Here is a 13,551-nt window from a genome sequence, read left to right on the forward strand (position 1 = left end):
TCGCAGTCGAGGACGGACCGACCCTCACGTTCAGCCAGCACCTCGCCTGCACCCACTGTGGAGTGTCCTTCGAAGAGCTTCAGCCCCGGAACTTCAGTTTCAACAGCCCCTACGGCGCCTGCTCGGCGTGTTCGGGCATCGGCACCCGCTACCAGGTCGATCCGGAACTCGTCATCCCTGATCCGACCCAGCCGTTCACCTCCGGGGCCATTGCCCCCTGGTCAGGCCACAGGGGTCGCTACTACCAGCGTCTCCTCGAAGGTCTCGCCCGATACCTCGAAGTGGATCCCGACACGCCGTTTGTGGATCTGGACGAAGACCAGCAGCAGGCGATACTGCACGGAACCGGAGACGCCAAGATCGAAGTGTCGTACGTGAACCGGTTCGGACGGCGACGTCGCTACCGGGCGGCCTACGAAGGCATCATGCCGTTCCTCCGGCGCCGACATGAGAACGCCGAATCAGATTCGGCAAGGGAGTATTACCAGGAGTACATGCGACAGGTGCCCTGCGATACCTGCGGTGGCAGTCGTCTCAACCCGATCTCGCTTGCCGTCACCGTCAATGGCAGGAACATCCACGAGGTGTCCTCGCTGCCGCTTCGTCGGGCCTTCGAGTTCTTCGGAGAGCTCGCTCTCACCGAACGCCAAGAGAGGATCGCCGCGCGAGTGCTCAAGGAAGTCCGATCCCGCCTCCAGTTCCTGGTCGACGTAGGTCTCGACTACCTGACCCTGTCCCGCAGCGCCGCCACCCTCGCCGGAGGGGAGGCACAACGGATCAGGCTGGCGACCCAGATAGGCTCCGGACTCGTCGGTGTGCTCTACATCCTTGACGAACCATCGATCGGGCTCCACCAGCGCGACAATGCTCGACTCATCGAGACCCTGGTTCGGCTGCGGGATCTTGGCAACACGCTGATCGTCGTCGAACACGACGAGGAAACGATCCGCACCGCCGACCATGTTGTCGACATCGGCCCTGGAGCCGGTGAGCATGGCGGGCGGATCGTTGCCGAGGGCACTCTCGACGACATCATCGCCGAGCCGGCGTCTCTGACCGGCGAGTATCTCACCGGTCGCCGGGTGATTCCGGTACCGGAGCAGAGACATGTGTCGAACGGTAAGGCGATCACGGTGATCGGTGCCGCCGAGAACAATCTGAAGGGCATCGATGTTGCGTTCCCCCTTGGCGTGTTCACCTGCGTGACCGGCGTATCGGGAAGCGGCAAGTCGTCGCTCGTTGAAGAAGTCCTCTCCAAGAGACTGCGGCAACGCCTGTACCGCTCCAAGTTCGTGCCGGGTCGCCACGTGCGGATAGAGGGTGTCGAGCACATCGACAAGATGATCGACATCGACCAGTCACCGATCGGCCGAACGCCGCGCTCCAACGCTGCGACGTACACCGGTGTGTTCGATCACATCCGGGCGCTTTTCGCATCTACCTCCGAGGCGCGCCTTCGCGGCTACAAACCCGGCCGATTCTCGTTCAACGTCAAGGGGGGACGCTGCGAAGCATGCAAAGGCGACGGGACGATCAAGATAGAGATGCACTTCCTTCCCGACGTCTACGTGCCGTGCGAAGTGTGTAAAGGCGCCCGCTACAGCAGGGAGACGCTCGAGGTCCTGTGGAAGGGCAAGACGGTTTCCGATGTGTTGAACATGTCTGTCGAGGAGGCCCTCGAGTTCTTCTCGAACCAACCGAAGATCACCCGGATCCTCCAGACGCTCTTCGACGTGGGGTTGGGCTACATCAAGCTCGGACAGCCGGCACCAACGTTGTCCGGGGGAGAGGCACAGCGGGTGAAACTCGCCTCGGAGCTGGGAAAGCGATCGACAGGCAGGACGTTCTATGTTCTCGACGAGCCCACCACCGGTCTGCATTTCGAGGACATCCGTAAGTTGCTCGGGGTTCTGATCCGTCTCGTCGACACCGGGAATACGGTGGTGGTGATCGAACACAACCTCGATGTGATCAAGACGGCCGACTGGGTGATCGACCTGGGTCCTGAAGGTGGTGAAGGCGGTGGGGCCGTCGTGGCCAAGGGCACCCCGGAACAGGTAGCAGCGGTACCGGAGAGCTACACCGGCAAGTTCCTTCGGGAAGTGCTCCGTCGCTGAGCAGCCCACAGGGCCAGAGAAAGAAAGCCGAGGGCCCAGAGAGGAGCCAGGGCCCGAACTGCATTGTTCCCCCCTTCCCACACGAGTCGCGAAGACAAGAGTGCAGTGAGCATCCAGGGTGCGGTGAGCCATGTCAGGAGAGGGTGTCTTGCGAGTCCGACTCCGGCCGCAGCAACCACGAACCCGAGGAGAGCCATGACGGCGAGCGCACCGTTTGCCGTTGACTGCCATGGCAGGGATTCCACCAGACCCACAAGTGGCCAGCTCAGGTTGCCTTTGAGAGAAAACCCCTGCCCGATCTGAAGCTCGAGCCATGATGACCAGCCGAGGAGGAGAAGGACTGCGGGCAGAAGGACAGCCACAGCATCCCGACGTCTGCGAGTAGTCAACAGCCAGGCCGACACCGCCAACGGAAAGGCCAGATACGTATCCTTGGTCAGAACGGCGGCCGCGAACACGAGAGCGGCCAACCACGTCTTATCGTGCAGGACAAGTGCCACGCCGGCCAGGGCGAGGCCGATCGCCAGTGCATCCGCCGTCGCGAGTTGCACCGGCAGCCACAACCCCAGGTTCGCAACTACGCCCACAACAGCCCACTGTCGAGCACCGAGCAAGCGAGCTATCTCCGCGATGGCTGCCGTGGCGATCCCAAGCCCGAGGATCGACCACACGGCCAAGCCCCAGAGTGTTCCCCAGGGGGTCAGAGAACCGAAACCTCCTGCCAGCCAGCTGTAGAGAGCTCTGCGGAAGCGGTAGCCGCCATCGTCGGCCTGATTCGCAAGCCCACGTTGTGCGAGAGGATCTCGAGCGACGAGATACGAGTACTGCCCATCGTGACCCTGGCCCTGCGTGTAGTGAAGCGTTCCCAGCTCTGAGGCGATGAGAGCACGTGCTGGCGAGGCTTCACCGACACGAAGGATGTCGGAGAGGTGGGCACCCGGCGAGCCAAGCTGCAGCACGAGGGCAACGGCGCCTACTGCTACGCCAACGGAGAACCAGACGAGATGCAGGGATCGAGACCGCCGCGAGGATCCGTGTTCAGCCATGTGGGTCCTTTTCGATACAGCGGAAACGCAGTGAGATGTCACCGACTCGAGTCCGACAGGCGAAGTCGGGTGCGTACTCCTCGAAGAGGTCCCACACAGGTCGATATAGCTCAGTCACTGCAGATCTCGGCACGTCCAGGATCCCATCATCGACCAGCACGGTTGCCGAGTCGAGCAGGAGAGGGAGCTCTGCCAAGAAGTCTGATTGACGGGAGGAAGCCCATACGAGGTAGCCAAGCGTCGGAGAACGTAACGCGTTGTGCTCCGGGAGCATGGCCGCCAGGTACGGTTGATCATCTGCCGAAGCGAACGTCTGGCTCGCGTCGAGTTGAGCTTCCAGGCTGGAGGCCACCTGAAGGTACTTACGTTCTGTCTCCGATCGTCGAATCCCTACCACCACGGTCAGTGCGAGCATAGGAATCAACGCAGCGATGAGAAGCCCGGCGCCGGCACGTGACATCCGAACTGGCGGGATCGTTCCCAGAACGAGAGGTAGCGGCACAAGAACGTAGCCCCAGTAGTGATCGAAAGGCTGGATGGACACGATTCCGAGGAGAACGGATCCTCCGACCAGGATCCAATCCGCGGTGCGCAATCGAGACCACATGTCTGCAGGGTGGAATAGGTAGAGGAGTGCAGCCAACGGAAGGATGCTGCGAGCGGCTGCGAAACCAAACAGAAGAAGAAGCGGACCGGTTGGAACGGGTCTGGAGGCGAGATTCAGTTCGACGAGTGCGAATCGAAGATCGGGGACTGCCAGGACGGTACCGACGCCCAGAGCCGTCACGATGAGCGTCCAGGCGAGTGCCCGTCGACCGGCAGTGGTCCCGCCCTCTTGCCATACCAGGACAACAATGCCGGGAAGCAGGATGAGAACTCGGGGATCGAATCCTGCAGCAAACGTGGCAGCCAAGACGGCAAGCACTGCGCGTTTGCGTATCGCCATGAGGAGACTGACGAGAAGGAGCGGAACGGCGATCAGTTCCGTGGTGTACACGAGCTGGTTCTGCAAGAGAAGTGTGCAGCCGGCAACAACTCCCGCCAGCATCGCGGGGTGGGTCCTCGAGGCATGACGACCAGCCATGCGAGCGACTATGTAGGTCGTGATCCCGACTGCGGCCCCGACGAGGAGCGCTCTCGCCGTCACGTACGGTCCGGGCAGGCGGTCAAGGAGCCAGCTGAGCCCGTAGACGACGGGTGTCTTGTTGTCGATCGCGTCCCGGTAGAGGCTTCCGCCAAGGGCGGCTTTGCGAGCAATCGCCAGCCAAAAGAACTCGTCGTAACTCGGGCGCATGAGGAGTGACAGCAGTCCAGCCCCGATACCGGCTGCAGCGGCGACTGCGGTCAGGGAGCGTCCGGGAATGGCGACAGGGGGTTCAACCGCCCTGCTGGTTTCCGCTCCTCTCGACATGTGGAGAGTCTTGCAGATGGCTGCTCCCGCGAGCTGTCACAATTGCGCCATGGACTGGAACGATCTCACGGCATGGTGGCTCGAAGAGCTGAGGACGGATTCAGCGTACGACAGCGACGTCCAGGTCCTGCTCGTCGACCTTCTCGATGCGCGGCCGGGTCTTCGCTTGCTCGATCTGGCGTGCGGCGAAGGACGCGTCATGAGCGAAATGCAGTCTCGTGGTGTGGGTGTCATTGGCTGCGACCTGAGCCACGATCTCCTCGTGATCGCTGAAAGGCTGGGACCCGTGGTCGAGTGCCGACTCCCTGATCTCGGGTGGGCCAGGGCCGTGTCGTTCGACGGTGCCTACGCATCGCTCGTGTTTGAACATCTCGCCGACCTGCCGGGGATGTTCCAGGGAGTTTCTCGGGTGACGAGGCAGGCAGGGGTCCTCGCAACGGTTATGAATCACCCCCTCTCGACGGCTTCCGAGTCCGGGCCGGTCGTCGACCCAACCGACGGTGAGTTGTTCTGGCGGTGGGGGAGTTACCTGTCCGGTGGCACGACCAGCGAGCCCGCAGGAGAGGCTGCGGTGACCTTCTTTCACCGCTCCCTGTCCGAGCTTCTCAACATGGCCGCCGACGCCGGCTGGATCCTCGAGCACCTGATCGAGCGATCCGTCACCGGCGATGATCCTTTCCTCGGTCGACAGGCGGAGATTCCCCGCCTGCTTGGCATCCGGTGGCGCAAGCCCTAGCCGGGCCGGGCGATACACTCGACACAATGCAGCGGCCGAGCCCTTCCGAGATCCCGGACCTTCCCGGTGCGTACTTGTTTCGTGACCCACACGGACAAGTGATCTACGTCGGCAAGGCCAAGTCACTGCGCAAACGTGTCGTCAACCACTTCAGCCAGGTCGGCCCGGGTGCCTCCAAGGTCGATGAAGCCGAGTCCGTGGAATGGATCGTGACGGCCAACGAAGTCGAAGCGCTGATGCTCGAGTACTCGCTCATCAAGAAACATCGACCCCGGTTCAACATCAGGCTGCGAGATGACAAGTCCTATCCATACCTGGCAATCACTCGCAGCGATGAATGGCCGCGGGCCAGAGTGATGCGAGGCAAACGCAAGAAGGGCACCCAGTACTTCGGCCCCTACGCTCACGCCTACGCGATTCGTTCGACCCTCGACCTGCTCCTCAAGACCTTCCCCATCCGGACCTGCTCCGACGGGCTGTATCGGCGACACGAGGCCATGGGTCGTCCCTGCCTCCTGTTTCACATCGACAAGTGCTCGGGCCCTTGCATCGGGGAAGTGACAGCGGGGGCGTACGAGGAGATGGTCGACGGTCTCGCGGGTTTCCTCGAAGGCCACAGCGACGACATCGTCGCGAACCTTCAACGGAGGATGGAGACGGCGGCGGCGAACCTCGAGTACGAACAGGCCGCCCGGCACCGTGACCGCCTTGCAGACGTCGAAAAGGCACTCGCGCGCCAGGAAGTCGTCACCGACCGGCCCGAAGACTTCGATGTCATCGCCGTGGAAGAAGACGACCTAGAAGCCTCGCTGCAGGTCCTGCGGGTTCGGCGTGGCAGGGTCGTCGGGCGTCTCGGCACGATCATCGACAGAGTCGAACTGGTCTCGAACGCCGACCTGATCGGACAGATGCTGCGTGATCTCTACGGAGAAGAGATACCGCCCAAGCTGATCCTCGTACAGGAGATGCCTCCCGATCAGTCCGTTCGTGAGAGATGGCTGTCGAAGAGGCGGGGGTCACGCGTCGCCCTGCGAGTTCCCCAACGCGGCTCGAAGCGACGCCTGATGGAGACCGCCCGGGCGAACGCGACCGACGCGTTCAGCCGCCACCGCCTGCGCCGTCATACCGACCACAACGCCAGAGCGCGGGCCCTGCGCAGCCTCCAGGACGCCCTCGGACTGCCGCACGCCCCGCTGCGTATCGAGGCATATGACATCTCCACCATCCAAGGTACCAACACGGTCGGCTCGATGGTGGTGCTCGAAGACGGGCTTCCCAAACGCTCCGACTATCGCCGGTTCAAGATTCGTACCGTCGAGGGTCAGGACGACTTCGCGTCGATGGAAGAAGTCCTGCGCCGACGCTTCGAGGCCTATCTGGCCGAACGTGAATGCGCGGTCGAGCAACGAGGGCGCTTCTCGTACCCGCCGTCGCTCGTGCTGATCGACGGGGGCGCCGGGCAACTGTCACGCGCCGTTCGGGTCCTCGAGGACCTCGCCCTCGACATCCCCGTGGTCGGGCTCGCCAAGAAGATGGAAGAGGTGTTCCTGCCCGGCGTTGCCGACCCGATACGGATTCCGCGAGACGAAGAGGCATTGCACCTGCTGCAACGCGTCCGCGATGAAGCGCACCGGTTTGCGATCAGCTATCACCGCAAGCTGCGGTCGCGGTCCATGATCGATTCGACCCTCGACGACGTCCCCGGCGTCGGCCCGACCCGCAAGAAGCAACTGCTACGCAGGTTCGGGTCGCTGAAGAAGATGCGAAGCGCCGACGTCGACACGTTGGCCAAAGTGGTACCCCGACAGGTGGCCGCCGACTTGTATGCTGCATTACACGGACAGGAGCAGCGATGAGACTCGCGTACGAAACCGGCTTTGGGACCGGCTGGATCGTCTTCGAAGGAGACACGATCGTCGAAACGATCCTTCCCGGCGGCACTCCGCCGGACACACCGATCAGCTCCGACCCTCCACCCGAGGTCGAGCGGCTGGGGGCATGGTTGGGCCGATACTTCAATGGCGACCCGACCGCCTGGCACCCCGATCCTGACCTTGCCGCTCGTGCCCACACTCCATTCCTTCGTGCGGTCTATCAGGTCGTTTCGGCGATCCTGCCCGGGAAGGTCATGACGTATGGCGACGTCGCGGATGCCGCCGGCTGTCCAGGCGGGGCACGCGCCGTCGGGCAAGCGATGGCCCGCAACCCATTCGCACCGATCATTCCGTGCCACCGTGTCGTACCTTCCTCTGGAGGCGTGGGCCACTATGGGGGAGGCTCGGACCTGAAACGTGCCATGCTGGAAATGGAGGCCACCGCTGGTTAGGCGCCCCCGCGTTCTCGCCGTCACCGGCATGTCCGGTGCCGGCCGTTCCACGGCCGCGAAAGTGCTCGAGGATCTCGGGTACCTCGTCGTGGACAACCTTCCTCCGTCGCTCATCGGCGATGTCGTTCGCTACAACGACCTCGCCGAAGTGCCTCGCCGACTGGCCGTGGTCGTCGATGCTCGCGGCGGTTATCCGATGGACGAGATCAACAAAACGATCGACAACCTCGAACGTGAGGGTGTCGAGCCGTCACTGCTGTTCCTCGACGCCACCGACGAGGCGCTGATCCGCCGTTTCGAGGAGAATCGGCGTCCTCACCCGGTCGCAGCGGGAACACTGAGCGAATCGATTGCAGCTGAACGTGAGCTCCTTGCCGAACTGCGAGCCGAAGCCGACTTCGTGATCGATACGACCGAAACGAACGTCCACGAACTGAGACGCCGCCTCGAAGAGCAGTTTGAGGAGGCGCGTCCTGAGCGCCCGATGCGTGTCGCCATATCGTCGTTCGGCTTCAAGTACGGCGCCCCGCGGGATGCCGACCTGCTGTTCGACGTTCGCTTCCTCCCGAATCCGTACTGGCAAGAGAACCTTCGTCCCCTCACCGGACGGGACTCCGCAGTGAGCGACTATGTCCTCGATGATCACGATGCACAGGAGTTCCTCCAACGAGTCGAAGGACTCATCGACTTCCTGATGCCCAGGTTCCGTCACGAGGGCAAGTCATATCTGAGTATCGGTGTCGGCTGCACTGGCGGAAGGCACCGTTCTGTCGCAATCGCCGAGGCGCTCGCCCGATGGCTGGACGGCCGGGGCGTCCAGGCGACCGTACGACACAGGGATGTCGAGCGATGACCCTTCCGGAGGTGGCACTCGACCCTCTCGGACTCGATATCCAAGGACCCAACGTCGTCGCAATAGGTGGTGGACACGGTCTCGCTCAGGTACTCGAAGCCGTGCAGGTGTACGCAGGAGAGATCGCTGCGGTCGTCACCGTGGCAGATGACGGCGGATCATCGGGACGCCTGACCAGCAGCCTGCCGATTCCTCCGCCGGGCGACATCAGGAAATGCCTTCTGGCGTTGAGCCCGGAACCGTCGATCTGGCGTGAGCTGTTCTCCTACCGCTTCGAGGCAACCGATGTGGCCGGCCATTCGCTGGGCAACCTGATGCTCGCTGCGCTGCAGGACATCTTTGAGGGCGACTTCCCGACCGCCGTACGCGTCGCGGGCAGCTTGCTGGGGTGCCGCGGAGAGGTCATCCCGGCGGCGTCTCGCTCGCTGCGGCTGCGGGCCAAGATCGACGGTCGATGGATCGATGGGCAGGCAGCCATTACCCGAACGCGGGGGACAATCACTGAACTCCAGTTGAAACCGGACGATGAACCGGCCAGCGTCGAGGCGCTCAGGGCGATCCACAACGCGGATCAGCTGATCCTTGGTCCTGGGAGCCTGTTCACATCGGTGATCTCGGCGTTGTTGGTGCCCGGGATCGTCGAAGCGATCGAACACGGATCCGGACGCCTCATCTTTGTGGGCAACCTCATCACCCAGGATGGGGAGACGCTGGGCCTCGACGGAATCGACCATCTGAAAGCCCTACATGAGATGACGGGACTTACCAGGACCGGTGTTATCGTCGCTCACCAGGGCCCCCTCCAAGTACCTGGCCCGGTCCGTCAGTTGCTCTACCCGGCCGAGGAAATCGGCACGCTCGGGTGGGAGATCGCCGAGTGTGATGTCGCCGATCTCGAGTCTGACTGGCCACAGCACGATGCGATCAAACTGGGAACGACACTCGGCGGACTGGTCTGAGGAGGAAACCATGGCGAAATTCCTGACACTGGACGACGTAGACGTCGCAGGACGCCGCGTCCTCGTACGTTCAGATTTGAACGTGCCGATCAGTGACGGTGAGGTCACAGACGACTTCCGGATTCGGGCCAGCCTGCCAACGATCGAGCGCTTGCGTGATGCAGGTGCCGTCGTCGTGGTGTGCAGCCATCTTGGGCGCCCGAAGCACAGAGACCCAGGACTGACCATGGACCCGGTCGCAGAACGGATGTCAGCGCTGGGCGGCTTCGCCATCGACAAGCTCGACGCCGTCGTCGGACCCGTTGTGGAGGCTGCCGTCGCACGGGCCGGCGCCGGTGACGTAATCCTTTTGGAGAACACTCGGTTCGAACCGGGCGAAACCAGCAATGACCCCGCTCTGGCCGACGGTCTGGCCCGGCTCGCCGACCTGTTCGTTCTCGACGCCTTCGGGTCGGCACACCGAGCCCACGCGTCGACCGTCGGAGTTGCGGAGCGCCTGCGCTCGGTGGCAGGGCCGTTGTTGGTCGAAGAAGTCGAAGCGCTGACCAGGTTGCTCGAAGCGCCGGAACGTCCCTTCACGGTGGTGCTCGGTGGGGCGAAGGTGTCCGACAAGCTGGGCGTGATCCGCTCCCTGTTGCCGAAGGTGGACATGATGCTCATCGGTGGCGGGATGTGCTTCACCCTTCTTGCTGCCGAGGGATACGAGATTGGGAAGTCCCTGTTCGAAGAGGACCGCCTCGAAGAGGTCAGCGAGGTGCTTGCCTCGCCGTATGGCGACCGGATCAGCCTCCCCCAGGACCTCATTGTCGCCGACCGATTTGCCGGCGATGCGCAAGCCAAGACCGTCGATCGCGACGAGATCCCAGACGATTGGATGGGACTGGACATCGGCCCCAAGACGGCCGAGCGGTTCACTGCTGTCATCCACGGATCACGCAGCGTGTTCTGGAACGGACCGATGGGCGTATTCGAGTGGGAACGTTTCCGAGCCGGCACCGAGCAGGTCGCTCGCTCGCTCAGCGACTTTGAAGGCTTCAGTGTGGTCGGCGGTGGGGATTCGGTCGCGGCGATGCGCCTGCTCGGATTGGCCGACACGGTGTCACACCTGTCGACGGGAGGCGGCGCCGGCTTGGAGATGTTGGAAGGAAAGACGCTACCGGGAGTAGCGGTACTCGAGAGGTGGGCTGATGGCTCGTAAGAATCTGATTGTCGGCAACTGGAAGATGCATGCGACACATCTGGAGGCGATCCAGATGACCCAGAAGCTGCACTACCGGCTGGACCCGAGAGACTTCGATCGCGTCGACGTCGCTATCGCTCCACCGTTCACGTCGTTGCGGTCTGTGCAGACTGTCATCGAAGCCGACCACATGCAGATCCTGCTTGCAGCGCAGAATGTGCACTGGGAGGAGTCCGGGGCGTTCACGGGAGAGATCGCTCCCGGAATGCTCGAGAAGCTCTTCGTGCGGTTCGTGATCGTCGGACATTCGGAACGCCGTCAACTCTTCGGTGAGACGGACGAGGTGGTGAACCGCAAAGTGAAAGCCGTTCTCGCGCACGGTATGACTCCGATTGTGTGCGTCGGGGAAACGCTCGCAGAGCGTGAGGCGGGGCTGGCCTCCGATCGAGTTGCCACACAGGTTCCGGGAAGTCTTCACGGACTGACAGCCGAGCAGGTCGCAGGAGCGGTGGTCGCCTACGAGCCGATTTGGGCGATCGGAACCGGCCGCACTGCAGCACCCGAGGACGCCCAGGAGATGGTCGGGCTCATCCGTGCCAACCTCCGCCGGCGGTGGGGCGACGCTGCCGACGAAACCCGGATTCTCTACGGAGGTTCGGTCAACCCTGGGAACATCGCTGCGCTGATGGCAAAGAAGGATATCGACGGCGGACTGGTCGGAGGCGCTTCTCTCGATCCGGACAAGTTCGCAGCAGTTGTGCGGTATTGGGTGTGAGCCGATGGCCACCGCAGATCAGATGAGGACCGATATGAACGCACCGTACACCCTCGTGCTCCTCCGCCACGGCGAGAGCACCTGGAACAAAGAGAACAAGTTCACCGGCTGGACCGACGTGCCCCTCTCCGACAAGGGCACCGCCGAGGCGGTCGCCGCCGGGAAGCTGATGGCCGAAGAGGGCTACGCCTTCGACGTCGTGCATACGTCGCTGCTGCGACGCGCCATCCAAACGGCCAACATCACGTTGGATGAAATGGGCCTGTCATGGCTTCCGGTGAAGCGACACTGGCGGCTCAACGAGCGCCACTACGGGTCGTTGCAGGGCTTGAACAAGAAAGAGACGTCGGAACGCCTCGGCAAGGACCAGGTGTTCCAGTGGCGACGTTCCTACGATGTTCCGCCTCCGCCACTCGATCTCGACGACAAGCGGCACCCCTCGCACGATCGGAGGTATGCGGCGCTGGCTCCGGAGGTACTACCGGCGACGGAGTGCCTCAAGGATGTTGTTGATCGGATGATGCCGTACTGGTCCGATCAGATCGTCCCCGACCTGCGAGCAGGCGATCTGGTGCTCGTCGTTGCGCACGGCAACAGCCTGCGTGCCCTCGTGAAGCATCTGGACCGGATCTCCGACCAGGAGATCGCGGCACTCAACATTCCGACGGGGATACCACTGGTGTACCGGCTTGACGAGAACGTCCAGAAAGTCGACAGTTTCTACCTCGGAGACCCCGAGGCAGCCAAGCGTGCCGCCGAAGCCGTGGCGAAGCAGGCTGGTTGAGCCCGCCGCAGACTTGACCTAAGGCCGACGATCCCGGCATACTTACCGCCGCGACACGGCCGTGTCGCTCAGACCTGGAGAATCCATGCAAGCCTTTACTGTCGTCACCGTCGTCATCCACGTGATCGTGTCGCTCGCCCTCGTGGTGTTCATCCTGCTGCATGCCGGGCGAGGCGGCGGCCTCTCCGACATGTTCGGTGGCGGGATGGGCCCTTCCGCAATGTCGGGTTCCACCATCGTCGAGCGCAACCTCGACCGGCTCACGGTGGGCGCGGCGATCATCTTCACGTTCACGACGGTCACGTTGACATTCATTTTCGGCTGATCACGCAACGGTATACTCACGTGTCCACGTCGGAGTGGCGGAATAGGCAGACGCGCTAGGTTGAGGGCCTAGTGTCCGAATAGGACGTGGGGGTTCAAGTCCCCCCTCCGACACCATCGCTAACTACACGGGGTCTGGACTCGACGAGAACCTGGCCGTCTTGGTGGTAGGTGACGTCGATTCCCATCTCTTCGTAGACGGCGGCTTTGTCTGTGGGGTCTGCGTCAGCGAGTGTCGCGGTGATGTCTCGCAGGCTGGCCACCAGAGCTTTGATGTCGTCTTTGGTGAGTCGGGTGGACGCTTTGACGCCGAGGAATGTTTCGAGGCGCCGGCGTTCCTGAGTGGTCTCAGCGATCCAGCGTTCCACGGTTGCTGCTGCTTCGGGTTCGTTGCGGACGATGCTGCGGTAGCCGTCGAGTTCACGGTCGAGCTTGGTGATCCGTTTCCGGATCTTGTCGTGTCGGGCTTGGTCGTCGGGGTCGGGTTGGGCGGCTTGAGCGAGGGCCCGGCATGTGTCGTCGAGGTGTCCGGTGTCGAAGAGTTCTCCGAGCCATTCGTCGAGGCCGGGAAGTAACGCTTCTTCCCTCACATAGATCGTGGCGGCATGCCCATTGCGATCGACCTTGTCGTTGCGGTGCACCTGGCAGCGGTAGTAGGGACGGTCGTGGTTCCAGGCGCCTTCCATACGCCGGCCACACTGGCCGCAGCGTATACGGCCAGCCAGCAGGTAACGCCTGCCCGTCTTGGTTTGGCGGGTAGAGGTACGTCGGTTCTTGTGGAACCGCTCCTGGACTTCGTCGTATTGCTGACGGGTGATGAGTGGCTCATGGGACGGTTCGTTCGACCAGATCCATTCGGTCGGATCGTTACGGCGCATGCGGGTCTCGTAACCCAGGCCGACGTCGTGCACATTGATGAGCACCTCGTCGCGTCGTTGCCGGTTCCATACCTGGTATCCGGTGTAGCGGGGATTGTCGAGGATGGCACGGACAGCGGTCGGCTGCCATGCCGCGCCACCGGTCAGTCGGTGACGGTTGCG

At 62.8% G+C, this 13,551-nt stretch carries 13 protein-coding genes and 1 tRNA gene; 11 read left to right on the forward strand and 3 right to left on the reverse strand.

Features of this window, described 5'->3' with window-relative positions:
• Window positions 1–2,117, forward strand: a 2,117-nt coding sequence (gene uvrA / locus GWP04_10265; protein NIA25935.1) for an excinuclease ABC subunit UvrA, incomplete at its 5' end; no start/stop codon positions are given.
• On the opposite strand, the gene GWP04_10270 is transcribed toward uvrA, so the two are convergent.
• Window positions 2,078–3,163, reverse strand: coding sequence for a hypothetical protein (locus tag GWP04_10270; protein ID NIA25936.1), 1,086 nt, complete (start codon window positions 3,161–3,163; stop codon window positions 2,078–2,080). The genes uvrA and GWP04_10270 overlap by 40 nt on opposite strands.
• Window positions 3,156–4,574, reverse strand: coding sequence for a hypothetical protein (locus GWP04_10275; protein NIA25937.1), 1,419 nt, complete (start codon window positions 4,572–4,574; stop codon window positions 3,156–3,158). The genes GWP04_10270 and GWP04_10275 overlap by 8 nt, the downstream gene beginning before the upstream one ends.
• Window positions 4,575–4,623: 49 nt before the next feature.
• Between GWP04_10275 and GWP04_10280 the strand changes: the two genes are divergently transcribed.
• The 10 genes from GWP04_10280 to GWP04_10325 all read left to right on the forward strand — a co-directional run bounded on the left by GWP04_10280 (window position 4,624) and on the right by GWP04_10325 (window position 12,628).
• Window positions 4,624–5,310: a methyltransferase domain-containing protein gene (locus tag GWP04_10280; protein NIA25938.1), complete on the forward strand. Its 687-nt coding sequence runs from the start codon at window positions 4,624–4,626 to the stop codon at window positions 5,308–5,310.
• A gap of 26 nt (window positions 5,311–5,336) precedes the next feature.
• On the forward strand, window positions 5,337–7,166 hold the full coding sequence (gene uvrC, locus GWP04_10285) for an excinuclease ABC subunit UvrC (protein ID NIA25939.1): 1,830 nt from the start codon (window positions 5,337–5,339) through the stop codon (window positions 7,164–7,166).
• Window positions 7,163–7,636, forward strand: a complete 474-nt coding sequence (locus GWP04_10290; GenBank protein NIA25940.1) for a methylated-DNA--[protein]-cysteine S-methyltransferase — start codon at window positions 7,163–7,165, stop codon at window positions 7,634–7,636. Before uvrC ends, GWP04_10290 begins: the two co-directional genes overlap by 4 nt.
• Before the next feature lie 28 nt (window positions 7,637–7,664).
• Window positions 7,665–8,489 (forward strand): RNase adapter RapZ, encoded by an 825-nt coding sequence (rapZ, locus tag GWP04_10295; protein NIA25941.1) that lies wholly within the window; start codon window positions 7,665–7,667, stop codon window positions 8,487–8,489.
• Window positions 8,486–9,448 carry a uridine diphosphate-N-acetylglucosamine-binding protein YvcK gene (gene yvcK / locus GWP04_10300; GenBank protein ID NIA25942.1) on the forward strand — a complete coding sequence of 321 codons (963 nt, stop codon included), beginning with the start codon at window positions 8,486–8,488 and terminating at the stop codon, window positions 9,446–9,448. Before rapZ ends, yvcK begins: the two co-directional genes overlap by 4 nt.
• Before the next feature lie 10 nt (window positions 9,449–9,458).
• A complete protein-coding gene (gene pgk, locus GWP04_10305) occupies window positions 9,459–10,646 on the forward strand; it encodes a phosphoglycerate kinase (GenBank protein ID NIA25943.1) in 1,188 nt (395 codons plus the stop codon).
• Window positions 10,636–11,403: a triose-phosphate isomerase gene (locus GWP04_10310; protein ID NIA25944.1), complete on the forward strand. Its 768-nt coding sequence runs from the start codon at window positions 10,636–10,638 to the stop codon at window positions 11,401–11,403. Before pgk ends, GWP04_10310 begins: the two co-directional genes overlap by 11 nt.
• A gap of 34 nt (window positions 11,404–11,437) precedes the next feature.
• Window positions 11,438–12,187, forward strand: coding sequence for a 2,3-diphosphoglycerate-dependent phosphoglycerate mutase (gene gpmA / locus GWP04_10315; GenBank protein ID NIA25945.1), 750 nt, complete (start codon window positions 11,438–11,440; stop codon window positions 12,185–12,187).
• An 85-nt stretch (window positions 12,188–12,272) separates the two neighbouring features.
• Window positions 12,273–12,512 carry a preprotein translocase subunit SecG gene (gene secG, locus GWP04_10320; protein ID NIA25946.1) on the forward strand — a complete coding sequence of 80 codons (240 nt, stop codon included), beginning with the start codon at window positions 12,273–12,275 and terminating at the stop codon, window positions 12,510–12,512.
• A 28-nt stretch (window positions 12,513–12,540) separates the two neighbouring features.
• Window positions 12,541–12,628, forward strand: a tRNA-Leu gene (locus GWP04_10325).
• Here the strand turns inward: GWP04_10325 and GWP04_10330 are convergent.
• Window positions 12,607–13,551: recombinase family protein (locus tag GWP04_10330; GenBank protein ID NIA25947.1), on the reverse strand; the 945-nt coding region annotated here is incomplete at its 5' end. The genes GWP04_10325 and GWP04_10330 overlap by 22 nt on opposite strands.

Source organism: Gammaproteobacteria bacterium (assembly GCA_011682695.1).
In the GTDB taxonomy this organism is placed as follows: domain Bacteria; phylum Actinomycetota; class Acidimicrobiia; order Spongiisociales; family UBA4744; genus BMS3Bbin01.